The organism is Sphingobium chungangianum (assembly GCF_977014255.1).
Window position 1 is genome coordinate 2,988,957 of record NZ_CDRNIV010000006.1, and the last position, 24,015, is coordinate 3,012,971.

At 62.7% G+C, this 24,015-nt stretch carries 18 protein-coding genes; 14 read left to right on the forward strand and 4 right to left on the reverse strand.

Annotated features, from left to right (window positions below):
- Positions 1-255 precede the first annotated feature (255 nt).
- On the forward strand, positions 256-1,317 hold the full coding sequence (hemE, locus tag ACWNC0_RS21855; RefSeq protein WP_449474539.1) for a uroporphyrinogen decarboxylase: 1,062 nt from the start codon (positions 256-258) through the stop codon (positions 1,315-1,317).
- Positions 1,317-1,757, forward strand: a complete 441-nt coding sequence (locus ACWNC0_RS21860) for a CopD family protein (RefSeq protein ID WP_449474540.1) — start codon at positions 1,317-1,319, stop codon at positions 1,755-1,757. Before hemE ends, ACWNC0_RS21860 begins: the two co-directional genes overlap by 1 nt.
- 318 nt (positions 1,758-2,075) lie before the next feature.
- Here the strand turns inward: ACWNC0_RS21860 and panC are convergent, their stop codons facing one another.
- Positions 2,076-2,939: a pantoate--beta-alanine ligase gene (gene panC, locus ACWNC0_RS21865; RefSeq protein ID WP_449474541.1), complete on the reverse strand. Its 864-nt coding sequence runs from the start codon at positions 2,937-2,939 to the stop codon at positions 2,076-2,078.
- A 103-nt stretch (positions 2,940-3,042) separates the two neighbouring features.
- Here panC and ACWNC0_RS21870 point away from each other — a divergent pair, with 103 nt between their 5' ends.
- From ACWNC0_RS21870 to ACWNC0_RS21920, 11 genes are all read left to right on the forward strand, one after another.
- The gene (locus tag ACWNC0_RS21870; RefSeq protein WP_449474542.1) at positions 3,043-3,852 is read left to right on the forward strand and encodes a division plane positioning ATPase MipZ; all 810 of its coding nucleotides are present in this window, start codon (positions 3,043-3,045) and stop codon (positions 3,850-3,852) included.
- Positions 3,852-4,298 carry a J domain-containing protein gene (locus tag ACWNC0_RS21875; RefSeq protein ID WP_449474543.1) on the forward strand — a complete coding sequence of 149 codons (447 nt, stop codon included), beginning with the start codon at positions 3,852-3,854 and terminating at the stop codon, positions 4,296-4,298. The genes ACWNC0_RS21870 and ACWNC0_RS21875 overlap by 1 nt, the downstream gene beginning before the upstream one ends.
- An 18-nt stretch (positions 4,299-4,316) precedes the next feature.
- The gene (pgmG, locus tag ACWNC0_RS21880) at positions 4,317-5,687 is read left to right on the forward strand and encodes a phosphoglucomutase/phosphomannomutase PgmG (RefSeq protein ID WP_449474544.1); all 1,371 of its coding nucleotides are present in this window, start codon (positions 4,317-4,319) and stop codon (positions 5,685-5,687) included.
- Between the two features lie 321 nt (positions 5,688-6,008).
- On the forward strand, positions 6,009-7,316 hold the full coding sequence (locus ACWNC0_RS21885; protein ID WP_449474545.1) for an OmpP1/FadL family transporter: 1,308 nt from the start codon (positions 6,009-6,011) through the stop codon (positions 7,314-7,316).
- Positions 7,317-7,367: 51 nt separating this feature from the next.
- Entirely contained in the window at positions 7,368-8,528 is a 1,161-nt protein-coding gene (ispG, locus tag ACWNC0_RS21890) for a flavodoxin-dependent (E)-4-hydroxy-3-methylbut-2-enyl-diphosphate synthase (RefSeq protein WP_449474546.1), read from the forward strand.
- A 197-nt stretch (positions 8,529-8,725) separates the two neighbouring features.
- Positions 8,726-9,649 carry a DMT family transporter gene (locus tag ACWNC0_RS21895; protein ID WP_449474547.1) on the forward strand — a complete coding sequence of 308 codons (924 nt, stop codon included), beginning with the start codon at positions 8,726-8,728 and terminating at the stop codon, positions 9,647-9,649.
- Between the two features lie 145 nt (positions 9,650-9,794).
- Positions 9,795-12,122: a DNA translocase FtsK 4TM domain-containing protein gene (locus tag ACWNC0_RS21900; protein WP_449474548.1), complete on the forward strand. Its 2,328-nt coding sequence runs from the start codon at positions 9,795-9,797 to the stop codon at positions 12,120-12,122.
- Positions 12,123-12,387: 265 nt separating this feature from the next.
- Positions 12,388-13,026 (forward strand): LolA family protein, encoded by a 639-nt coding sequence (locus ACWNC0_RS21905; protein ID WP_449474549.1) that lies wholly within the window; start codon positions 12,388-12,390, stop codon positions 13,024-13,026.
- A 268-nt stretch (positions 13,027-13,294) separates the two neighbouring features.
- On the forward strand, positions 13,295-14,092 hold the full coding sequence (locus tag ACWNC0_RS21910; protein ID WP_449474550.1) for an exodeoxyribonuclease III: 798 nt from the start codon (positions 13,295-13,297) through the stop codon (positions 14,090-14,092).
- A 13-nt stretch (positions 14,093-14,105) separates the two neighbouring features.
- On the forward strand, positions 14,106-15,164 hold the full coding sequence (ribA, locus tag ACWNC0_RS21915) for a GTP cyclohydrolase II (protein WP_449474551.1): 1,059 nt from the start codon (positions 14,106-14,108) through the stop codon (positions 15,162-15,164).
- A complete protein-coding gene (locus ACWNC0_RS21920; protein WP_449474552.1) occupies positions 15,161-15,661 on the forward strand; it encodes a L,D-transpeptidase family protein in 501 nt (166 codons plus the stop codon). Before ribA ends, ACWNC0_RS21920 begins: the two co-directional genes overlap by 4 nt.
- A 2-nt stretch (positions 15,662-15,663) precedes the next feature.
- Here ACWNC0_RS21920 and ACWNC0_RS21925 read toward each other — a convergent pair whose 3' ends face one another.
- Positions 15,664-18,426: a [protein-PII] uridylyltransferase gene (locus ACWNC0_RS21925; protein ID WP_449474553.1), complete on the reverse strand. Its 2,763-nt coding sequence runs from the start codon at positions 18,424-18,426 to the stop codon at positions 15,664-15,666.
- A gap of 15 nt (positions 18,427-18,441) precedes the next feature.
- Positions 18,442-21,087, reverse strand: a complete 2,646-nt coding sequence (gene mutS / locus ACWNC0_RS21930; RefSeq protein WP_449474554.1) for a DNA mismatch repair protein MutS — start codon at positions 21,085-21,087, stop codon at positions 18,442-18,444.
- Positions 21,088-21,214: 127 nt separating this feature from the next.
- Here mutS and ACWNC0_RS21935 point away from each other — a divergent pair, with 127 nt between their 5' ends.
- The gene (locus ACWNC0_RS21935) at positions 21,215-23,476 is read left to right on the forward strand and encodes an NADP-dependent malic enzyme (RefSeq protein WP_449474555.1); all 2,262 of its coding nucleotides are present in this window, start codon (positions 21,215-21,217) and stop codon (positions 23,474-23,476) included.
- A 12-nt stretch (positions 23,477-23,488) separates the two neighbouring features.
- On the opposite strand, the gene cofC is transcribed toward ACWNC0_RS21935, so the two are convergent.
- A partial coding sequence (gene cofC / locus ACWNC0_RS21940; RefSeq protein WP_449474556.1) for a 2-phospho-L-lactate guanylyltransferase occupies positions 23,489-24,015 on the reverse strand: 527 nt, incomplete at its 5' end.

Here is a 24,015-nt window from a genome sequence, read left to right on the forward strand (position 1 = left end):
GCAAGGGATAGGTTGCGGGCAAAACTACCCCTGTTGGATAGTACCCATTGGCCGGAATCTTATCCACATGCCCCCAACAGGCCCTCATTTTCATCCACAACCTGTGGATAGCGTGGATGACCTGCACTGACTCGGTCCCGAATCCGTAGGGTTGGAGAGTCAAGCTGTTGGCAAATCGGGGCGCTGCGCATAAACCCCGCTACCAACCGACCTACTATCTCCATCATCCTTTTAAGAATCTAAATAAGAGAGTTTATGACGGGACCAGATATCGGCCTTTCTGCCGGGCCTTCCAAGCCGCTGCTTTCCGTCCTGAAGGGGGAATGCCTCTCCCCGCCGCCCATGTGGCTGATGCGCCAGGCGGGCCGTTACCTGCCGGAATATCGCGCCTTGCGAGCTGAAAAGGGCGGATTCCTCGAACTCGTTTATGACAGCCCCGCCGCCGCCGAAGTCACGCTTCAGCCGCTGCGCCGTTTCGGCTTTGACGGCGCGATCCTCTTTTCCGACATTCTGATCGTCCCCTATGCCATGGGGCAGGATCTCTGGTTCGAGACGGGGGAGGGGCCACGTCTCGCCCCGATCCTCAGCGAAACGGACCTCTCCACCCTCAAGCCTGATCTAAGCCGCTATGAGGCCGTCTATGAGACCGTCCGTCAGGTGAAGGCAGCGCTCGACCCCTCCGTCACTTTCCTGGGCTTTGCAGGCAGTCCCTGGACCATCTCGACCTATATGGTGGCCGGGCAGGGCAGCAAGGATCAGGGCGCGGCCCGCCGCCTCGCCTATCAGGACCCTGAACGCTTCGGCGCGATCATCGACGTGATCATTGAATCTACCGTCACCTATCTTTCGGGCCAGATCGAGGCAGGGGTAGAGGCGGTGCAACTGTTCGACAGCTGGGCAGGCAGCCTCGCGCCGCTCCAGTTCGAACGCTGGGTAATCGAACCCAATCGCCGGATCGTCGAAAAGCTCAAAAGCCTGCATCCCAATATCCCCGTCATCGGCTTTCCCAAGGGCGCGGGCGCCAAACTCGCCGATTATGCGGCAGGCACGGGCGTCGATGCGATCGGCGTGGATGAAACCATCGATCCGCACTGGGCCAATCGCGTCCTGCCACAGGGCTTGCCGATACAGGGAAATCTCGATCCGCTGGCGCTGATCGCTGGGGGCAGGGCGGTTGAGCAATCGATCGACAATATCCGCGCTGCCTTTGCGGGCCGGCCCCATATCCTGAACCTGGGCCATGGCATTCTTCCCGACACGCCCATCGCCCATGTCGAAGCGTTGATCGCCTATGTCCGGCAAGGAAAGAGAAGCTGATGCCCTATCTCGGAGCCGCCTATCTGTGGGTGAAGGCCGCCCATGTGATCTTCGTCATCTTCCTGATGGCGGGATTGTTCATGATGCCCCGCTTCTTCGTCTATCACCACCAATGTGCCGTGGGATCAAATGAGGATCGCAAATGGATCGACCGCGAACGACGCCTGCTCAAGATCATCCTCAACCCATCGTTGATCCTCGTCTGGGTCTTCGGCCTCATGCTGATGGTCGAAATCGGCGCCTGGCATTTTGGCTGGTTCCACCTGAAACTGCTCTTCGTCCTTGGCCTCTCCGCCTATCATGGCTGGATCGCAGGCTATGCGAAGAAGCTCGCCAGGGGTGAGCGCCCCTTGCCGGAGGGGAAGCTCCGCCTCATCAACGAAGTCCCCGGCATCGCCGCTGCGGTGATCGTCGTCGCGGTGATCGTCAAACCCTTCTGACACAAACCCCAACGCCGTCATCCCAGCGAAGCTGGGATCTCATGAGGCCGGACGGAACACCGGGATAGAAAGCTCAACCACAATATCGCCGACCAGCCCGGTCTGCTGTCACCCCTAACTTAATTCGCATGTCGATCGACATATTGCGGCAATCCAAGCCGACGCTAATTTCCTCGCCAAATAATAAGGGGAGAAGGGTCGTGAGCAGCTTCGTCCTGCGCGCATTGCGTGCATTCAGTCACCGTCGCCATGTTCGCCAGCGCCTTGAACAGATCAGGCGTGAAAATGCGGGCTCAGGCGCCAGCAGATTCAATCTGATTATGTAGTTGGGGCAAGCTCAGGCGGATCGACCGCGATATTGTCGATCAGCCGCGTCCGCCCCAGCTTCGCCGCGCCCAATAGCCGGGCCGGACGATCCAGCACATTCATCGGCTCCAGCGTCACCGCATCGCACAGCGTCACATAATCAATGGGATCAAAGCCATGCGCGGCCAGCATCGTGATCGCCTTGGCAATCGCCGCCTCGACGCTCGCGCCCTTTTCCATCTGCCGCGCCGCTTCACCCAGCGCGCGGGGCAGGGCGAGCGCGTCCTTGCGTTCATCTTCGCTCAGATAGGCATTGCGCGATGACAAAGCGAGCCCATCCTCGGCCCGCTGCGTCGGCACGCCGATGATCTCGATCCGCATATCAAGGTCGCGCACCAGCTGCCGGATCGTCGCGAGCTGCTGATAGTCCTTCTCGCCGAACAGCGCGACATCGGGCTGCACCTGGTTGAACAGCTTGGTAACGACCGTCGCCACCCCGTCGAAATGCCCCGGCCGCGCTGCGCCATCGAGGCCTTCAGTCACTCCCGAGACAGAAATATTGGTGGCATAGCCCGCCGGATACATGACCTCGGCCGTCGGCGCCCACAGCGCATCGACTCCCGCCGCCTGGCACATCTGCGCGTCCTTGGCCTCGCGCCGGGGATAAGCGTCCAGATCCTCATTGACCCCGAACTGTCGCGGATTGACGAAGATCGACACGACCACATGCCCGGCATGCCGCCGCGCTTCCTCGACCAGCGCCATATGCCCTTCATGCAGAGCGCCCATGGTCGGCACCAGCGCGACAGGCCGCCCATCGCTTTTCATCGCATCGATGGCGGTTCGCAGGGAAGGAAGGTCACGCAGGGTTTGCACGGGACGAGGGGCTCCGATATGGCAGGGGCACGGGGACTATCCTGCTAAAGGCACGACCCGGCAAGTGGGTCAAGAATCGTTGCGGCAATAAACGGGGTTATCAATGGGTCCGAACACCCAAACGCATCATATCGTCTTCGCCAATGAAAAGGGCGGGACCGGCAAGTCGACCACCGCCGTGCACACCGCGATCGCCTTGACCGCGCTCGGCTACAAGGTCGGCATGATCGACCTCGATCCGCGTCAGCGCACCGTCACGCGCTACATGGAAAATCGCGCGGAAACGGCCCGCCGCCGGAACATCGACCTGCCCGCGCCCGATTTCGCCGTGCTGAAGGGCGACACGGTCGAGGCGCTGGAGGAAGAATCCGCCGCCGTTGCCGAGGGCAAGGATTTCCTGGTCGTCGATACGCCCGGCCGAGATGACCTGTTCGCCCGCCACATGGCCGCCCGCGCCAACACGCTGGTGACGCCGATGAACGACAGCTTCGTCGATTTCGACCTTATCGGCCAGGTGGACGCCGAAACCTTCAAGGTCCGCCGCCTGTCCTTCTATTCCGAACTCATCTTCGAGGCGCGCAAGACCCGCGCGAAGGCCGATGGCGTCTCGATCGACTGGGTCGTGCTGCGCAACCGCGTCCAGCATCATGACGCCCGCAACAAGAAGCGCGTCGGCGATGCTCTCATGGAGCTGTCCCGCCGCGTCGGCTTCCGCGTGATCCCCGGCCTGTCAGAACGAGTCATCTTCCGCGAACTCTTCCCGTCCGGCTTGACCCTGCTCGACAAGGGCCATCTGGGCGACCTTGGCGTCAGCCACATCGCCGCCCGCCAGGAACTGCGTGAGATGGTGTCCGGCCTCGCCCTTCCCGCCCGTGAGGAAAATTCGCCGGTCGATCTCCTCGGCGCGGCCTGATGGGCCTTTTCGCCTTCCTTCTTCTCGGGCTGGCCGCCTGGCTCATCTGGACGGGACGACTACAGCGCATGAGTGTGAAGGATGGCATGGTGCTCGGCGGCGCGCTGGTCGGCGCGGTCATGGCGGCCAAGGGCAAACCGCTAGCCGGAGCGCCCCTGCTCCTCGGCGCGGCACTCTTCTTCCTGTCCCAATCGCAGCAGAAGAAGAAGCGATCCGCCACTCCGCCCAAGGCGCCCCCCGAAGCCCCCAGCATAGCAAGAGCGCGCGCCCTGCTCGGCGTGCCCGAAGATGCCGATGAGACCATGATCCGTTCAGCCCACCGGAGACTCATCGCCTCGGTCCATCCCGATCGCGGCGGCACCGAGGCGCTGGCGGCGGAAATCAACGCAGCCCGCGACCTGCTACTCGCCGAGCCCGAGAAAAAAGAAGCCGCACGCCGCCGCTAGGGCTGTAGAATAGGACCCATGGCCCACCACTTCCATCCCTCGCTGCTGCGCGAATATGACATGCGCGGCATCGTCGGCAAAACCTTGGGAGAGGAAGACGCCTACGCGCTGGGCCGCAGCTTCGGCACGATCGTCAGGCGCAAAGGCGGATCATCGGTCGCGGTCGGCTATGACGGTCGCCTCAGTTCACCGATGCTCGAAGCGGCCGTGGTCGATGGCCTTGCCGACAGCGGCACCAACGCCCTGCGCATCGGCATCGGCCCCACGCCAATGCTCTATTATGCCGAAGCGACGCTCGATGTTGATGGCGGCATCCAGATAACCGGCAGCCATAATCCCGCCGATCACAATGGCTTCAAGCTGGTACTTGCGCATGAAGCCTTTTTTGGCGCCGACATCGCCGGTCTGGGCGCCATGGCTGCTGCGGGCGATTGGGAACAAGGAAGCGGCAGCTGCTCCACCATCGACATCATGGACCGCTATGTCGCCCGCCTGATGGAAGGGTTCGACGGCGCTGCCTGCCGCATCGGCTGGGACGCGGGCAATGGTGCCGCAGGCCCCGTCGTGGACAAGCTCGTCCAGCTGCTGCCGGGTGAGCATCACACGCTTTTCACCGAAATAGACGGCAATTTCCCTCATCATCACCCCGACCCGACAATCGAGGCGAATCTGCACGACCTGCGCGCCCTTGTCCTTGCCAACAACCTCCATTTCGGACTGGCCTTTGACGGGGATGGTGACCGCATCGGCGTGGTCGATGGGCAGGGGCGCACCATCTGGGGCGATCAACTGCTTTCTTTGTTCGTGGAACCCGTGCTGATCGACCGGCCCGGCGCCACCATCGTCGCCGATGTGAAATCCAGTCAGGTGCTGTTCGATCGCGTCACGGCGCTGGGCGGCACCCCGCTGATGTGGAAAACCGGCCACAGCCTCATCAAATCGAAGATGAAGGAAATCGGCAGCCCATTAGGCGGCGAAATGACCGGCCACATCTTCTTCGCCGACGATTATTACGGCTTTGACGATGGCCTTTACGCCGCCGTGCGCCTGATCCGGCTGGTCAGCCGCCTCGGCCAGAGCGTGACCGCCCTTCATGACGCGCTGCCGCTGCTGGTAAACACGCCCGAATTACGATTCCCGGTGGAGGAAGACCAAAAATTCGCGATCGTCGCAGAGATAGTCTCGCACTTGCGGGCGGAAGGCGCGAGCGTCAACGCTATCGACGGCGCCCGTGTGACAACCGAAGACGGCTGGTGGCTGCTGCGCGCATCCAACACCCAGGCGGAACTGGTGGCCAGAATCGAATCCACGAATCAGCATGGCCTCGATCGCCTGCGGGCCGATCTTTTCCGCCATTTGTCCGAATCGGTGCGCGATTTCTACGCTTGAGTCGGATCGCCACAGCCGATCCCTCCCAAATCTTCACCGACCGCCTTCTCCATTTCCGCTACGGAAATCGCCCCAAATGTTGACAGTTGCAATAAACGCAACCGTATACTTGTCTTTCGCAGTTGCGAAAGAAAGCGTCGGCCCGCAAAGAGGACGGGCCTTTCAGGCATCCTCTCCTAAAACTTTCCAAGCCGTCCTTCGGGGCGGCTTTTTTTCGCCTGGCGCACAGGCTGCCCGAACCGGAAATTAACCATATCGCTGCCATAGCGCGGGATGATAATGCGTGCCCGACGCCGCAACGGGATTTCAAAGGGGAATTGCATGTTTTCAAGCCGCCGCATTGCCACCACTTTCCTGTCTGCGGGCTTTCTGGCGCTTCCCATGCCCGCGCTTGCCAGCGGCTTCTATCTTCAGGAACAATCGCCCAAGGAAACGGGCAGGGCCTTGTCCGGTGCTGGTGCGGCGGCGGATGATCCATCGGCCATCTATTTCAATCCTGCCGCGATCACCGAACTTCCCGGCGTGCAATTGTCCACTGGCGCCGTGGCGCTTTTCGCCACCGCTCAGCAATCGAACCAGGGCAGCGATCGCACCGTGCCGGGTTTTCCGGGTGTCACCGTGCCGATCACCGGCAATTCGGGCGGCAATCCGTTTGACAAGGTCATTCCCGTGCCCAGCTTCTATGTCACTGGTCAGATCACCGACCGGCTGTGGCTCGGGGCGGGCGTCAACGCCCCCTTCGGCCTGAAGCTGGATTATGACCCAGGCTTCTTTGGCCGTTATGAATCGCTCCACACCGACCTTAAGGCTTATAATGTTCAGGCGTCCGCTGCCTATAAGCTCGACGATCATTTCTCCATCGGCGGCGGCGTGGACGTCCAATATGTGAAGGTCACGCTGACCAACGCCCTGCCGCAGCTTTCGCCCCTGATCACGACCGATGGCCTTGCTCGTGTGACGGGCAAGGATTGGACGCTAGGCTGGAATGCGGGCCTTTTCTATACCGATGGCGACACGAATGTCGGCATCTCCTATCGCTCTGGCATGGGCCACCGTCTGACCGGCACGCAGACGATTTCGGGCCTCCAAAGTCTGCTGGCGCCGCAAAATGGCAGCAGCGACGCCACCGCGCCGCTTGAACTGCCCGACATCGTGACGGTCGGCTTCATGCATCGGCTGACGCCCAGCCTTCGCGCCATGATCAGCGCGCGCTGGTATAATTGGTCGGTCTTCAAATCGATCGCCATCACGGCGGCGGGCCGCACCTCGGTCAAGGAACTGGATTACAAGGACAGCTACAGCGTCAGCCTGGGCGGCGAATATGACGTTAGCCCCGCGCTCACCTTGCGCGCGGGCACGATGTTCGATCGCTCGCCCACCAATCCTCAGCATCTGACGACGCGGGTGCCCGATGGCGATCGCGCCTGGCTGTCGGCCGGGGCGACCTACAATATCTCGCCCGCCATCGGCCTCAACCTCAGCTACGCGCATAATTTCGTGGAAAAGGCGAATATCATCCGCCCCGAAACCTATTATGCCGGGACTGCGGCGGCGACCACCGTCACCACCCTGTCCCGGACCAGCGGCAATGCGGACCAGATCGCCGCATCAGTGACGGCACGCTTCTAACTTGGCTCGTGAATCACTATAGGGGCTCCATCAGCACGGAGCCCCTAGTTCATGTCCGACCATAATCCCGGCCTGCGTCCCTGGCGCGACATCGCCCGTCGCCCATGCCGCCAGATCATGGTGGGCAATGTGCCCGTCGGTGGCGACGCGCCCGTCACCGTGCAGACGATGACCAACACGCCGACCTTCGATGTCAAAGCTACGATCGACCAGATCCGCCGCTGCGAGGAAGTGGGCGTGGACATCATCCGCGTATCCTGCCCGGACGAAGAATCGACCGCCGCGCTGAAGCAGATCGTGCGCGCCGCCCGCGTGCCGATCGTCGCCGACATCCATTTCCACTATAAACGCGCGCTCGAAGCCGCCGACGCGGGCGCCGCTTGCCTGCGCATCAACCCCGGCAACATCGGCTCGGAAGCGCGCGTCAAGGAAGTGGTCGACGCCGCCAAGTCCAATGGCTGCGCCATCCGCATCGGCGTTAATGCAGGCTCCCTTGAAAAGGACCTGCTCGAAAAATATGGCGAACCCTGCCCGGAGGCACTGGTCGAAAGCGCGCTCGACCATATCAAGCTGCTACAGGATCAGGACTTCCACGAATATAAGGTCGCGGTGAAGGCCAGCGACGTCTTCCTTGCCGTCGCCGCCTATATGCAGCTGGCCGAAGCCGTGGATTGCCCGCTCCACCTTGGCATCACCGAAGCGGGCGGCCTGATCGGCGGCACCGTCAAAAGCGCCATTGGCATTGGCAATCTCCTCTGGGCCGGGGTCGGCGACACCATCCGCGTCTCCCTCTCCGCCGAACCGGAAGAGGAAGTGCGCGTCGGCTATGAAATCCTCAAATCCCTCGGCATCCGCACGCGCGGGGTAAAGGTCATCTCCTGCCCCAGCTGCGCGCGTCAGGGTTTCGACGTCATCCGCACGGTGCAGGCGCTGGAGGAACGGCTTCAGCATATCCACACGCCCTTGTCGCTCTCCGTCCTCGGCTGCGTCGTCAACGGCCCCGGCGAAGCGCGGGAGACCGACATCGGCCTCACCGGCGGCGGCGCTGGAAAACATATGGTCTATCTCTCCGGCCTCACCGACCACACCATCCAGGACGAAGGCATGATCGACCATATCGTCAACCTGGTCGAAGCCAAGGCGGCGGAGATCGAAGCCGCCAAGCTCGAAGCGGAAACAACCGACGCAGGCCGGGCGGAAGCGGCGGAGTAGGGCAGGGGGCGTTCAGCCGCACCCAGTCCATTCGCTGCCGTCCCCTCCACGGGTAAATCAGGGCTCTTCCCTCCACCCCACCCCGTTCGGGCTGTCCGAAGGAGTCACTTGCCTCATTCGGATGTCGAAGCTCTTTCCTTCTATTTCCCTCGCTCGAAAGGGCAGGGCCTTGACCCTCCGCCCCATGCCATGAACCGATGACCCAACCCCGCTCGCTCGCCATCCCTTTCGCGGTCTGCTGCGCCGCCGTTCTGCTCTTCGCCATCATGGACGCGGCGATGAAGGGGTTGAGTCTTTCCATCGGCCTCTTCAACGCCCTCTTCTGGCGCGCGCTGGCCGGAACGCTGCTCGGCCTTGCGATCATGCTGCCGGGCCGCCATCGCTGGCCGGGCAGGGCGGCCCTGCGCCTGCATGTCCTGCGCGGCTGTGTCGTGACTCTGATGGCCAGCCTCTTCTTCTTCGCGCTGATGCGCATGCCGCTCGCCGAAGCCATCGCCCTGTCCTTCATCGCGCCGCTCATCGCCCTTTATCTTGCCGCGCTGCTGCTGGGCGAACGGATCGGCAAGCGCGCCATCAGCGCCTCTCTCCTCGGGCTAGTCGGCGTCGCGGTGATCCTGTCGGGCCGAATGCAGGACAGCTATAATTGGGACGCCCTGCTTGGCGCCGCCGCCGTGCTGATTTCGGCGGTCCTCTTCGCCTGGAACCTCATTATCCAGCGCCAGCAGGCGCAGCTTGCCTCGCCGGTCGAGGTCGCCTTCTTCCAGCACTGCGTCATGCTCATCCTTTTTGGCCTGTGCGCGGCCGCCGCATGGGTCGCGCCTGATCTGGTGCCGCTGCGCCTTGACCTGCCCCGGCCGGATTCCGCGCTCCTCATCGTCGCCTGCGCGGCCTTCGCCTTCACCTCGCTCGCCGCCTTCGCCTGGGCCTATGCGCGGGCAGAGGCGCAGCATCTCATCCCGGTCGAATATACCGCCTTCATCTGGGCAGCGATCATCGGCTGGCTCGCCTTCGGAGAACGGCTGACCCTCTCCACCCTCGCGGGCGCGGCGCTGATCGTCGCCGGATGCCTCATCGCCCTGCGCGCCGCTCCCCCCGCGCAAATGCATGAAGGAATCGCATAGCGTTCCGATTCACCTGCAAAATCCGTTCTTCTCGCCACTTTCTTCATGACTTTCCCACGACCAGCCGAAACGCCGGACTCTTGACGCGGACTCCCCGCTCGGCGCATTGTGCCGGAACGGAACATTTGGGGGACATTTGAAAGCCATGGCTGTCAGCCGCGGAGCCAAGCGCACGCCGGAATGGCGCGAAATGCTGAAACGAAGCCTCATCCGCAGCGGCGCGCTCATCAGCGCGATCGCGCTGATGCTGGCGACCCTGTTCCTTGCACTCGCGCTGCTCAGCTTCCGCCTCAGCGATCCATCAATGATGACCGTCGCCGACAATCAGGTCCAAAATATCATGGGCTGGCCCGGCGCCTGGGTTTCCGCCTTGCTCTTCACCCTGCTCGGCGTTCCCGTCGCGCTCGTCCTTCCCTTGCTGGCGATCACCGCCCGTCGGCTTTGGGGTGATCAGGACATGACCGGCTGGAAAGGTCAGTTCGGCAAATGCTTGCTCGGCATCATCCTCATCGGCATCGCGCTCGCGATGTTCCAGCCTGACTCCCTCATTGATCTGCCTTCGGGCTGGGGCGGGCTCATCGGCCTCGCGACCGCCAACGGCGTACGCAGCCTCACCTCCGCCGCACCCGCCGCGCAAGGATGGATTACCGGCATTCTCGTGGTTCTGATGCTCCTTGCCGGATTCTTCATCTGGTATCGCAGCCTCGCGCTGGAAAAGCCGATCCTCGCCCTGCGCCGTCCCACTCTGCCGCGTCTCAGCCTTCCCAAACCGGCCCTTGCGTTCGCCGGTGGCGGGAGCGTGACTGCCGATGCGGACGAGGATGAGGAGGATGTTGGAAATCGCGTCATCGCTCCCCGCCGCGCCGTGTCCAACGAGCCGAAGCCGCCGATCACCATCCAGACTCCGAAACCCGCGCCCGCCCAGCGACAGATGGCGCCAGTGTCGCAGGATGACCTGTTCGGCCACAGTTCGCTGCCCTCGGCCGACCTGCTCAATCCGATCCCGGCTAGTCAGGCGCAGAAGATCGACAAGGCCGCGCTCGAACGTAACGCCCGCCTGCTCGAATCCGTGCTCGACGACTTCCATGTGAAGGGAAACATCGTCGAAGTACGCCCCGGCCCGGTCGTCACGATGTACGAACTGGAGCCCGCCCCCGGCATCAAGGCGAGCCGCGTCATTGCTCTGGCCGACGACATCGCCCGCAACATGTCGGCTCTATCCGCCCGCGTCGCGACCATTCCCGGCCGGACGGTCATCGGCATCGAACTGCCCAACGCCAACCGGGAGGGCGTTTCCTTCCGCGAGCTGATAACCTCCGAACAGTTCGTGCAGGATGCGACTCTGCCGATCATCCTGGGCAAGAATATCTCAGGCGAGCCGATCATCGCCGATTTAGCTCCGATGCCCCACCTGCTCATTGCGGGCACGACCGGCTCGGGTAAATCCGTCGGCCTCAACGCCATGATCCTGTCGTTGCTCTACCGCATGACGCCGGACCAGCTGCGCCTGATCATGATCGATCCCAAGATGCTGGAACTGTCGACCTATGACGACATCCCGCATCTGTTGTCCCCGGTCGTGACCGAGCCTGCGAAGGCGATCCGCGCCCTCAAATGGGCGGTGGAGCAGATGGAGGACCGCTATCGCATGATGGCGTCCATCTCCGTCCGGAACCTCGCCAATTATAATGAGAAGGTCCGGGCAGCAAAAGCCAAGGGCAAGCCACTCGGCCGCCGGGTGCAGACGGGCTATGACCCGGAAACCGGCAAGCCCATCTATGAGGAAGAACAGCTCGACTTCCAGCCATTGCCGCAGATCGTGGTGGTGGTGGACGAACTCGCCGACCTCATGATGACGGCGGGCAAGGAAGTCGAATTCCTGATCCAGCGCCTCGCGCAAAAGGCCCGCGCGGCGGGCATCCACCTGATCCTCGCCACGCAGCGCCCATCAGTCGATGTCATCACCGGCGTCATCAAGGCGAACCTTCCGACCCGGATCAGCTTCTTCGTCACGTCAAAAATCGACAGCCGCACGATCCTTGGCGAACAGGGCGCCGAACAGCTGCTGGGCAAGGGCGACATGCTTTACATGCACGGCGGCAAGGGCTTGATGCGCGTTCATGGCCCCTTCGTGTCCGATGACGAGGTGCGCGTGGTCGCCGACCACTGGCGGGCACAAGGACAGCCGGATTATATCTCGGCCGTGACCGAAGAACCGGAAGAAGGCAGCTTCGCGCTCGACGGTGTGGATCTGGGCGACGACAGCCCCGATGCGCAGCTGTTCCGCAAGGCATGCCAGCTGGTGTTTGAAAATCAGAAGGCTTCGACCAGCTGGCTGCAACGTCAGCTCCGCGTCGGCTATAATTCGGCTGCGCGCCTCATTGAGCGGATGGAAGAAGAAGGACTGGTCGGCCCTCCGAACCATGTCGGCCGACGTGAGGTATTGCGCGACGAAAATGGCAATCCGCTATGACGGTTGCGTCAAACGCAATCGAGCCGGACCTCTATGCATTTGCGAAAAGGATCAGCGCCGTTCAATAAGAGCGGGCCTTTCAGGCATCCTCTCCTAAAACTTTCCGGCTGGTCTTCGGACCAGCCTTTTTTTGTTCGTCGGGCGGGCTACCCCGCGGCTGCAGAGCGGCCCATGCAGGGTTCGGAGATCAGGAACGCATCAGTTCACAATGGGTTCAACGCCTGATCGCTACTCCTTGACCTCTTAACAAAGCGGAGAAGAATGCATGAAGCGCTTGTTTGCGCCACTCGCCCTGGCCCTGGCCGCCGCACCGTTGTTCGTTCCAGCCGCGCCCGTTGCCGCGCAGCAGTCGCCGGACGGCATGGACCGGGTAAATGCCTATATTCGCGGCGTCACCACGATGACCGCCGATTTCGTGCAGACCGACCGCGCCGGTCAAACCCTGACGGGTAAACTGACGATCAAGCAGCCCGGCAAGGTGCGGTTTCAGTATCAAAAGGGTGTACCGCTGCTGATCGTCGGCGACGGCAAGGCCTTGACCATGATCGACTATGAAGTCCGTCAGGTACAGCGCTGGCCCATCGGCAGCTCGCCTTTGGGCGCCTTGCTCGATCCGAAAAAGGACCTGTCCCGCTTTGGCAAGCTGATCCAGACGGGGGATCCGAAGGTGATCAGCGTTCAGGCACGCGATCCCAAGCGTCCGGAATTCGGCACCATCACGATGATCTTTGAACGGGATCCGGCCGGGCCGGCAGGTCTTCAGCTTTACGGATGGGTAGCGCTCGATTCTCAGAATAACCGCACTAGCGTGCGCTTGTCGAACCAGCGTTATGGCGTCCCGGTTGCGAATTCCGCCTTTCGTTGGACAGACCCGCGCCCGAAGGGTCGCGTAGCCGGGGGGTGAAACGGGCCTGGCATGAGATGGATGGTGCTCACCTGAATCTTGTTCATCTTCGGCTCATATCCGGAACCCTAATAAGAACTCCACGGCGCGAGACGAAGTCCGGGATTTCCCCCCTGTTACTCGGAACGCAGCTCCCGCCGCAAAGCGCTTCAAGGGCGCGATCGAGACCCCCGTTCCATGCCCCCGGAGCGGGGGTCTTACTTTGCCAGCGGCAGGTCGGCGCAGAGCCAAGCTTGCGAAGCCGTTCGCAGGCCCTTAGGGGATCAGCATGCCGAAAACACTGAGCATCGCATCCTGGAACATCAACAGCGTCCGCGCCCGGATCGACATCGTCGAACGTTTCCTGACCGAAGAGGCGCCTGACCTTCTTTGCCTTCAGGAGACGAAGGTGGTGAATGACATATTCCCCACCGACATGTTCAGGCGTCTGGGCTATGTTCATCAGGTGCTGAATGGCCAGCGCATGCATCATGGCGTGGCGATCATGAGTAAAGTGCCCATTCATGAGGATGACCGGCTCGATTGGCAGGCCAATGGCGAAGCGCGTCATGTCGGCGTCCGTTTGGACAACGGCGTGCGGATAGAAAATGTCTATGTCCCTGCCGGAGGCGATATTCCCGACCGGACAGTCAATCCGAAGTTCGGTCAGAAGCTCGATTTCATTGAGCGCATGATCGAATGGTCCTCCCAGCTTGAAGACAAGCCGACGATCCTCACTGGCGACTTCAATATCGCGCCTATGGAATGCGATGTGTGGAGCCATAAGCAGCTGCTCAATGTCGTCAGCCATACGGCAACCGAATGCGAACTGCTGGCCCGGTTGCAGGAATCGAACAATTGGATCGATATCGGCCGCCAATTCTTTCCTGCTCCGGAGCGGCTTTATACCTGGTGGAGCTATCGCGCGCGGGATTGGGCGGAATCGGATCGTGGGCGGCGGCTGGATCATATGTGGATGACGCAGGATGTCGCGGCAAAGGCCATCGGGCACCGTGTTGTCGAACCGGCGCGCAGCTGGACCAAGCCATCGGATCATGTCCCGATCATCACGGAGTTCGCCTTCTGATGGACCGTCTGCCATGAACGGGCGCGCCGCCGCCCGCGCGATTGACGCTCTGCGCCGTGGTTGGGCGGTTACCGTTCGTGCGACTGACGGCGCCATACGCGTCATGGCGGTTGAGGGCGCGGATGCGGTGACGCTGAAGACTTTCGATCCTGCGGGCAAAGCGGACATATTGATAGCAGCAGCCCGGGGCGAGACATTGAAGCTCGCCAACCAACTGGCAGCGGCTGATCCCGACATGCCCGTGCTGATCGCCCGCGCGCCCTGGATCGATGGCGATGTTGCTACCGCGATCGCTGACCCGGTACTGGACCTCTCATCACCGCTGAAGGGACCGTTTGCGGCCAAACCCCTTGCCGCGCCGCTGGCGGCAAAGGCGACGCTCAAGCTCGCCCGGCTGGCGGGTATCCTGCCTGCTTTCTTTTTGGGATCGGAGGGAGAGAGCGAGGCCGAGGTCAGTGCCGATGACATCGACGCTTATGATGACGCCGCTCATCTTGCCATAGCGACGCGCGCGCGGCTGCCGGTGTCAGCCTGCGAGACCGCCGAGATCATCGCTTTTCGCAGTCCGGACGAGCCCCGAGAGCATGTCGCCCTGATCGTCGGGACGCGGGATTCCTCGCCGCCGGTCATCAGGCTGCACAGCGAATGCCTGACTGGGGACGTGCTGGGCAGCCTCAAATGCGATTGCGGGCCTCAATTGCATGAGGCGCTGCACCGGATCGCGGACTCACGTTGGGGCGTGTTGCTTTATCTGCGGCAGGAGGGGCGCGGGATCGGCCTCATCAACAAATTACGGGCCTATGCCTTGCAGGATCAGGGGTTCGATACCGTCGATGCCAATGTCCGCCTTGGCTTTGCCATCGACGCGCGTGATTTCTCGGTCGCGGCGCGCATGCTAAAGCTGCTGGGCATAGAAGAAGTGCGGCTGCTCACCAACAATCCCAAGAAGGTGGAGGGGCTTGAAGGCGCGGGTATCAAGGTGGCTGAACGCCTGCCCATCATACTGCCCGCCAACCCGCACAATGAACAATATCTGGCGACCAAGCGCGATCGTACCGGGCACCAGCTGTGACCACAATTCGCGTGGGCAGCGCCGCCGGGCGGTTGCGGTTAGGCATGCTGGACATCCCATGCACGCTGGGCCGGGGCGGCGTGTGCGCGGCGACCGATAAGCGGGAGGGAGACGGCTGCACGCCGCTAGGGGCCTGGCCGCTGCGGGGCGTTCTGCTGCGGCCGGGAAGGGTGGAGCCTGCCGCAATCCGGCTTCCATGGCGCTGGGTGAGGGAAGGTGATGGCTGGTCCGACGACCCTGCCGATCCCGCCTACAACCGGCCGGTCCATCTGCCACGGCGCTTTTCGGCGGAATCGCTCCTGCGCGGCGATGATGCCTATGATGTGATCGTCGTGCTGGGACATAATGACGCGCCGCCTGTGCCAGGGCAGGGCAGTGCGATCTTCCTCCACCTGTCCGAAGGGCGTCCTACGGCGGGCTGTATTGCTATCGACCGTGGCGACATGTTGAAACTGCTGCCGCTGCTGGCTGCCGGCGACGTTGTGGAGATAGTTTAGGCTCAGGCCTGCTCAAGAGCCTCATCGACCTGATCGCCAGCAGCTTCAAGCAGCCGCCGCTCGAGCGTCTGGATACGCGCCTTGCTCTCGATCTTGCCGCCCAAAAGGTCGGTCACATAAAATGTATCGACCGCGCGTTCGCCATAGGTGGCGACATGTGCGCTGTGCACGGTGACCTTCGACTGGAACAACGCGTTGGCAAGGCTGAAGAGCAGGGCCGGGCGATCGCGTGCATTGACCTCGATCACCGTGAACCGATTGGAAGCCTTGTTGTCGATCAGCACATTGGGCTCGATCCGGAACGCTTCGGCGCGGGTGCGGGGCAGGGGACGCGCTTCCAGCTTCGTGATCATGCGATGACGATTCGCCAGCGAATCCTCGATCGCATTGCGGATACGGGTCAGCTGTTCCGGGCTATGGAAAGCGCCGCCCAAAGGGTCCTGCACCAGGAAGTTGTCGATGGCGACGCCGTCGCGCGTGGTGTGGATACGCGCATCGATGATATTGCCGCCCGCCAGATGGATCGCTCCGGCAATCCGGTAGAATAGGCCCGGATGGTCAGCGGCATAGACGGTGACAAGCGTGGCGCCGCGCTGCGGATAATATTGCGCGGCAATCGACAGCGGCGAATCGGCTGACGCCAGGATATGCTGCGCGTTGTGGATCAGGATGTCCTCAGGCTCGGCGATCCAGTAGGATTCGGGCAGGCGCTTGCTGAGCTTCTGGAAGTCGGCCTTGGACATGCCGAGCGCCTTGCGCAGTGATTCCTGCTTGGCGGTGACGCGTTCGCCACGCCCCTTTTGCTTGTGGCCAAGCCGCAGCACTTCCTCGGCAGCCTCATAGAGGTCTCCCAGTAGTTGCCGTTTCCAGCTGTTCCACACGCCGGGACCCACGGCGCGGATGTCCACGACGGTGAGGCAGAGCAGCAGGCGAAGCCGCTCGGGGCTCTGCACCACCTCGACGAAATCGAGGATCGTCTTGTAATCGGCCAGATCACGCTTGAACGCCGTGGCCGACATCAGCAGATGATGGCGCACCAGCCAGGCGACGGTTTCCGTTTCGGCCGGCGTCAGGCCAAGGCGCGGGCAGAGATGGTCGGCTACCTCGGCGCCAAGCACGCTATGGTCGCCGCCGCGGCCCTTCGCGATGTCGTGCAGCAGAACCGCGACATAGAGCACCCGGCGCGACACCAATTTGCCCATGATCTCGGTGGACAGTGGATGGTCTTCCACCAGATCGCCCTTTTCCACGCGGGCCAGAAGCCCGACTGCGCGGATGGTATGCTCGTCCACCGTATAATGGTGATACATATCGAACTGCATCTGCGCCACAACGCGGCGGAAATCGGGAATGAACCGGCCAAACACCGTCGATTCATTCATCCAGCGCAGCATTGTTTCCGGATCGCGGGTCGATGTCAGCACATCCATGAATGCGGCGTTGGCGCGAGCATCGCGGCGGATTTTTGCCGTGATGAGACCTGCGTCCCGGCTGGCGGTGCGCATGGCACTTGGGTGGATGCCCAATTCATGACGATCGGCTACCGCGAAGATTTCGAGCAACCGCACCGGGTCCTGCTGAAAAAAGTCGTCGCTTGGCAGCGCGAGCCGACCACGGTCCAGCACGAACCCGTCCAGCTTCTTCGGGCGACGGAATATGGACGGAATATAGCGCCGCCCCTTCGCCGCCATCTGGTCGTCCAGATGCGCCAGGAACACGGCCGTAAGGTCGCCCACGATTTTCGCGTTCAGGAAATAATAGCGCATGAAGCGCTCCACGCCAGAGCGGCCCTGCCGCCCGGTAAAGTGCATCCGCGTGGCGGTTTCCAGCTGTAGATCGAACGTCAGGCGATCTTCCGCTCGCCCCGTGATCATGTGCAGGTGGCATCGGACGGCCCAAAGAAAATCCTCGGCCTTCTGAAACTGCCGCAGTTCCAGATCGGTCAACAGGCCCACATCCACCAGTTCGGCGACGGACTTCACCCGATTCACATATTTGCCAATCCAGAACAGCGTGTGGAGGTCGCGCAGCCCCCCTTTGCCTTCCTTGACATTGGGTTCAACGACATACCGGCTATCGCCCATGCGCTTGTGCCGATCGTCCCGCTCCACCAGCTTTTCGGTGACGAAAGCGCGCGCCGTCCCCTGCATCACTTCAGCATCGAACCGCTTGGCGGTGTCCTCGTACAGCGCCCGGTCGCCCCAGACATAACGCGCTTCGAGCAGTGCCGTGCGCACGGTCAGATCCGCCTTGGCCATGCGCATGGTCTCATCGATCGACCGGCTCGAATGGCCGACCTTCAGGCCCAAATCCCAAAGCGAATAGAGCATGGATTCGATGACCTGCTCGGTCCACCCAGTGGGCTTCCATGGCGTGATGAAGGCGATATCGACGTCGCTGTGCGGCGCCATCTCGCCACGGCCATAGCCGCCCACCGCCATCAGGGTAATGCGCTCGCCCGTGCTGCGATTGCTGGCAGGGTATAGATGATGCGTCGTTGCATCGTAGAGCAGGCGGAGAATCTGGTCGACCAGGAACGCAAAGGCGGTAACGGCCTCGCGCCCGCGCGTGGGTTTTGCCTCCAACCGCTTCGCGACATCGATGCGTCCGGCATCGAGCGCGGTCTTCAGTTCGCGAACCACCAACCCCCGCAGCTTCGCCGGATCGCCCCGATGCTCCTGCGCCAGCGCGTTGATGCTGTCGGAAATCGCGCGCCGGTCGATGATGGAGCGGCGAGAGCCAAGGGAGGGAAACTGCATGACCATGGGCGCAGTCTAGTGTCAGCTGCTGGCCGCGGCCAGTTGTTTCAAGCGATAAAGCTGTTCCAGCGCCTCCCGGGGAGAAAGCGCATCGGCATCGATCATGTCGAGCGCGGCGCGCAGGGCATCGACCGCTTCCTCTTCCTGCGCCGCAGCGGCGGCGAAGAGGGGAAGGTCGTCTAGGCCCGCCGCGATGCCGCCGGTCTTTGCCCGGCCCGCTTCCAGTCTGGTCAGAACATCCTTGGCACGCTTGAGAACGGCCGGGGGCAGCCCGGCAAGGCGCGCAACGGCGAGGCCATAGCTACGGTCGGCTGGCCCTTCCGCGACCTCATGAAGCAAGATGAGATCGCCTTTCCACTCGCGGGCACGCACATGATGCAGCGATAGCGACGACAGAGTCTCCGCCAGCCGTGTCAGTTCATGATAGTGCGTCGCGAACAAACACCGGCAGCGGTTGACCTCATGCACCGCTTCGACCACCGCCCAGGCGAGGGCCAGCCCGTCATAGGTGGAGGTGCCGCGTCCGACTTCATCCAGGATGACGAAGCTGCGTTCCGTCGCCTGCGAAAGGATCGCGGCGGTCTCCACCATTTCGACCATGAAGGTCGATCGCCCGCGTGCAAGATTGTCTGATGCCCCCACGCGACTGAACAACCGATCGACCAATGTGAGTGTTGCCGACTGAGCAGGCACATAGCTGCCCGCCTGCGCGAGAATCACGATCAGCGCGTTCTGCCGCAGGAAGGTGGATTTGCCGCCCATATTTGGGCCGGTGACCAGCCAGAGCCGGTCTTCGGCACCGAGGCAGCAATCGTTTGCGACAAACGGCTGCCCTTCCTTCCGCAGCGCGTCCTCGACCACCGGATGCCGACCGCCAATGATCTCCAGACAAGGTTCACCGCCCCCCTGGGGCAGGAAATGCGGCCGCTGCCAGCCCCCTTCGGCTGCGCGTTCCGCCAGCGCTGCTGCAACGTCCAGCCGGGCCAGTGCATCAGCGGCCAGCGCGATCTCTGCCTTGCGAGCCAGGGCTGCTTCGACAAGATCCTCCAGATGCGCGGCCTCGGCCACCAGCGCATGGGCACCCGCCTGCGCGACCCGTCCGGCCTGTTCATGCAGGTCGACCGAATTGAATCGCACCACGCCCGCCAGCGTCTGGCGATGCGTGAAGCCGCTGTCTGGCTGCATCAACGGATCGGCGGCGCGTGCGGGCACTTCGACATGATAGCCAAGCACGCCGTTATGCCGGATTTTCAGCGACGCGATGCCGGTGCGCTCGCGATAGCTTGCCTCCAGAGCGGCGATCGCTCGCCGTCCATCGCCTGCCATCCGTCGCAGCTCGTCCAGAGCTGGATCATAGCCGTCGGCGATATATCCGCCATTGGCCGCCTCGGTCGGCGGACTGGGGACCAGCGCCCGCGAAAGGCTGTCAACCAACGCTCCGTGGCCATCGAGGGCTGGCAGCAGTTGCTGGAGCAGCGGCGGCTGGTCAGGTAATCGCCCAAGTCTTTCGCGGAGCATTCGCGCTTCGTTGAGCCCGTCGCGCAGCTGCCCCAAATCGCGTGGACTGCCTCGGCCCACGGCGATGCGTCCGAGTGCTCGCCCTACGTCGGGCAGAGCCCTCAACGCCGCACGCAACTGGTCGCGTAGTAGCGGGTCATCATGGAGGAGCTGGACCAGACCCAGCCGGGCCTCGATCAGCCCTTGATCCATCAACGGCGCCGACAGGTCCTGCGCCAGTAGCCGGGCGCCTGCGCCCGTGACCGTTCGATCCACCGCGCCCAACAGGCTGCCCGCGCGCACGCCGCTCATCGTCGCGCTGATCTCCAAACTTTCCCGCGTGGCCGCGTCGATCGCCACATGGGCGCCGCTCGCCTTGTGCACGGGGGGCGCCAGAAAGGGCAGGGTGCCCTTACCGGCATGATCGAGATAGGAAACCAGGCCGCCCATCGCGGCCAGCTCCGCCCGGCTGAACTGGCCGAATCCGTCGAGGGTAGCCACGCCAAACAGCCGCTTGAGCGCTGACTCGGCCCGATTGCTGGAAAATGCCGCACGATCGAACGGATGCGCCTCGGGCAGATCGAGGGCGAGCCCGTCGGGCACGACGATTTCGCTCGGCCGCAGCCGCGCCAGTTCGGCGGGCAGGTCGCTTGTCCGCAGCGTCAGCGTTTCGAAACGCCCGGTGGAAATGTCGGCTGCGGCTATCCCGATTTCGCCTGCGCCGTCGCCGCCCGTCTGGGCCAGCGCCACCAACATGTTGTCGCGCCTGGAATCGAGCAGCGTCTCCTCGGTCAGCGTGCCCGCCGTGACATAGCGCACGATGGCGCGGGTCACGAGCGCCTTGCTGCCGCGCGCCTTAGCCTCTGCGGGCGTTTCGGTCTGTTCGGCGATGGCGACCCGATGCCCCGCCTTGATCAGCCGGGCCAGATAATTTTCCGCGCTATGCACGGGCACGCCGCACATGGGAATCGGCGCGCCGCCATGTTCGCCCCGGCTGGTAAGCGCGATGTCCAGCGTCGCTGCGGCGGCCTTTGCGTCGTCGAAAAACAGCTCGAAGAAGTCGCCCATGCGGTAGAATAGCAAGCAATCCTGCGCCTCAGCCTTCAACGCCAGATATTGCGCCATCATCGGCGTCGGCTGGGTCGCGGCGTTTTCCTTAGGGCTGTGCATGACCGTCAGGCGATAGCGGCAAGCGGCAGTTCAGGAAAGGGCGTGAAAAAACGTGCGGCTCGCGCTTGCCGACAGGTCGGGCTTGCCGCTAGGGCCTGTTTACTAGGTAAAGAGGGGCGGATGCGTCATGGCTGATAAGTCGAGTGTGGAATTTTCCGAGCGCGAGGCGCTGTTCTTCCATTCGACTGGCAGGCCGGGCAAGATCGAAATCATCGCGTCGAAGCCAATGGCGACGCAGCGCGACCTCAGCCTTGCCTATTCTCCCGGCGTCGCCGTGCCGGTGCGCGCCATCGCCGCCGATCCGCAGGCCGCCTACGACTATACGGCCAAAGGCAATCTGGTCGCGGTCATTTCCAACGGCACGGCTATCCTTGGCCTTGGCAATCTGGGCGCTCTTGCATCGAAGCCGGTGATGGAAGGCAAGGCAGTGCTCTTCAAGCGCTTCGCCGACGTGGACTCGATCGATATCGAGCTTAAGACCGAGGACGTCGATAAGTTCATCGATGCGGTGGAACTGATGGAGCCGAGCTTTGGCGGCATCAACCTTGAAGATATCAAGGCGCCGGAATGCTTCATCATCGAACAGACGCTGAAAGAGCGGATGAACATCCCGGTTTTCCACGACGACCAGCATGGGACGGCGATCATCGCCGCCGCTGGCGTCATCAATGCGGCGATGCTGACCGGGCGCGACCTTAAGGACATGAAGGTCGTGGTGAATGGCGCAGGCGCGGCCTCCATTTCCTGCACCGAACTGATCAAGGCGATCGGCGTCTCGCACGACAATGTCATCATGTGCGACAGCAAGGGCGTGATCTACCAGGGCCGTACCGAAGGCATGAACCAGTGGAAGTCGGCGCATGCGGTGAAGACCGACGCCCGCACGCTGGGCGAAGCGATCAAGGGCGCTGACGTGTTCCTCGGCTTGTCCGTTGCCGGAGCGGTATCGCAGGACATGGTGAAGGCGATGGCCGACAAGCCGATCATCTTCGCTATGGCCAATCCCGACCCGGAAATCGCGCCTCCCGAGGTTCTGGAAGTTCGCCCGGATGCGATCGTCGCTACGGGCCGGTCGGATTATCCCAACCAGGTCAACAATGTGCTTGGCTTCCCTTTCATTTTCCGGGGCGCTCTGGACGTGCGCGCAACGGGCATCAACGAACCGATGAAGGTAGCAGCGGCGCATGCCATTGCCGAACTGGCGCGCGAACAGGTGCCGGAGGAAGTCGCCAAGGCTTACGGCCGTTCGCACAGCTTCGGTCCCGATTATATCATCCCGGCGCCGTTCGACCCGCGTCTGATGGAGGTTGTTCCGGTAGCGGTCGCCCAGGCGGCGATGGAAAGCGGAGTCGCGCAAAAGCCGATTGCCGACATGGCGGCCTATCGCCAGTCGCTCAAAGGCCGGTTGAACCCGACGACGTCGGTCCTCACCATGGCCTATGAGGTCGCCAAGGCCAATCCCAAGCGCGTCGTGTTCGCCGAAGCGGAGGAGGAAGTGGTGCTGCGCGCCGCCATCCAGTTCCGTGATCTTGGCTATGGCATCCCCGTTCTCGTCGGCCGGAACGAGGTCTATGACAAGCTGAAGGCGCTTGGCGTCCGCGATCCTGAGAGTTTCGAACTGCATAACAGCGTCAATTCGCCTCTGGTCCCCGAGATGGTGGATACGCTCTACAGCCGCTTGCAGCGGCGCGGTCATCTGCGGCGCGACTGCGAACGCATGGTCAATCGCGATCGCAATATCTTCGGCACCCTGCTTGTCAGCATGGGCCATGCCGATGCGATGATCACGGGCGTGACGCGGCCGTTCGCCCAGACTCTGCGCGAGGTGAAGCGCGTCATGGACCCGGTGGTGGGGCGCACTGCCTTTGGCATCCATATCATGGTGTCGAAGGACAAGACGGTGTTCCTGGCCGACACCACCGTCAATGAACGGCCCTCCGCCAGCGAGCTGGCCGACATCGCCGAGGGCACTGTCGCGGTCGCACGGCGCATGGGTCATGACCCGCGCGTCGCCTTCCTGTCCTATTCCAACTTCGGCAACCCGCCAGGCGGCCATCTGGAAAATGTCCGCGATGCGCTGAAGGTTCTCGATGGCCGTAACGTCGATTTCGAATATGAAGGCGAAATGACCGCGGATGCGGCGCTTAATCCCGCCGTCATGAAAAATTATCCCTTCAGCCGCCTGTCCGGCCCGGCCAACATCCTGGTCATGCCCGGCCTGCAATCAGCCAACATCTCGGCGAAACTGTTGCGCGAACTGGGCGGCACGACGATGATCGGCCCGATGCTCGTGGGCATGGAGAAGTCCGTGCAGATCGCGACAATGTCTTCAAATGCGTCCGAACTGCTCACACTGGCGGTACTCGCTTCGGCAGGGGTGGCCCTCTAAGGCAGGGACGGGCTAGCCCCGCCGCCAGAGCGCGAGCTCTTCCGGCCGATCGATATCGAGTTCCAGTCCGGGTCGTTGCACGCTGCGAAAAAGCAGGCCGAGCCTGTCCGCTTCGGCCTCATGCGCGGCAAAACTGCCCTCTCCATAATGGAAGCGGAACTCGGCCGCGCCGGGGAGGGGTAGTAAGAGCGCGTTGGTGCCCGTGCCCGCATGATCGGGCGCGACCGCGATGCTATCCCTCGGCAGGTTCAGCAGTGCCGTCACATCATCAGGCCCGATCAAAGGAAGGTCCGCCGACAATATCAACAGCCGGTCGACCCCTTCCCCGATCGCTGCGTCTCGCGCACTCATCAGGGCTGCGTTCAAGCCGCGTCCCGGGTCAGCAAGTAGCGGAATATCCTCTGCCAGATCATGCCGCGACGGTCCCAGCAATAAAACCTGCTCCCGCCCTGCAACGGTTTGAGCGGCGGAAACGGTCTGGCGCAGCATCGTCGCCACCAGCCTTCGCCTCTCATCCTCGCCAAGCACAGGGGATAGCC

What these genes read in the sequence shown, in the direction of transcription:
- pgmG (WP_449474544.1), top strand. Translation starts at nt 4,317, where the DNA reads ATGGCCCACCACTTCCATCCCTCGCTGCTGCGCGAATATGACATGCGC.
- ACWNC0_RS21875 (WP_449474543.1), top strand. Translation starts at nt 3,852, where the DNA reads ATGGGCCTTTTCGCCTTCCTTCTTCTCGGGCTGGCCGCCTGGCTCATC.
- ACWNC0_RS21905 (WP_449474549.1), top strand. Translation starts at nt 12,388, where the DNA reads ATGAAGCGCTTGTTTGCGCCACTCGCCCTGGCCCTGGCCGCCGCACCG.
- ACWNC0_RS21900 (WP_449474548.1), top strand. Translation starts at nt 9,795, where the DNA reads ATGGCTGTCAGCCGCGGAGCCAAGCGCACGCCGGAATGGCGCGAAATG.
- ACWNC0_RS21935 (WP_449474555.1), top strand. Translation starts at nt 21,215, where the DNA reads ATGGCTGATAAGTCGAGTGTGGAATTTTCCGAGCGCGAGGCGCTGTTC.
- ACWNC0_RS21925 (WP_449474553.1), bottom strand. Translation starts at nt 18,426, where the DNA reads ATGGTCATGCAGTTTCCCTCCCTTGGCTCTCGCCGCTCCATCATCGAC.
- mutS (WP_449474554.1), bottom strand. Translation starts at nt 21,087, where the DNA reads ATGCACAGCCCTAAGGAAAACGCCGCGACCCAGCCGACGCCGATGATG.
- hemE (WP_449474539.1), top strand. Translation starts at nt 256, where the DNA reads ATGACGGGACCAGATATCGGCCTTTCTGCCGGGCCTTCCAAGCCGCTG.
- ACWNC0_RS21885 (WP_449474545.1), top strand. Translation starts at nt 6,009, where the DNA reads ATGTTTTCAAGCCGCCGCATTGCCACCACTTTCCTGTCTGCGGGCTTT.
- ACWNC0_RS21860 (WP_449474540.1), top strand. Translation starts at nt 1,317, where the DNA reads ATGCCCTATCTCGGAGCCGCCTATCTGTGGGTGAAGGCCGCCCATGTG.
- ribA (WP_449474551.1), top strand. Translation starts at nt 14,106, where the DNA reads ATGAACGGGCGCGCCGCCGCCCGCGCGATTGACGCTCTGCGCCGTGGT.
- ACWNC0_RS21910 (WP_449474550.1), top strand. Translation starts at nt 13,295, where the DNA reads ATGCCGAAAACACTGAGCATCGCATCCTGGAACATCAACAGCGTCCGC.
- ispG (WP_449474546.1), top strand. Translation starts at nt 7,368, where the DNA reads ATGTCCGACCATAATCCCGGCCTGCGTCCCTGGCGCGACATCGCCCGT.
- ACWNC0_RS21870 (WP_449474542.1), top strand. Translation starts at nt 3,043, where the DNA reads ATGGGTCCGAACACCCAAACGCATCATATCGTCTTCGCCAATGAAAAG.
- ACWNC0_RS21895 (WP_449474547.1), top strand. Translation starts at nt 8,726, where the DNA reads ATGACCCAACCCCGCTCGCTCGCCATCCCTTTCGCGGTCTGCTGCGCC.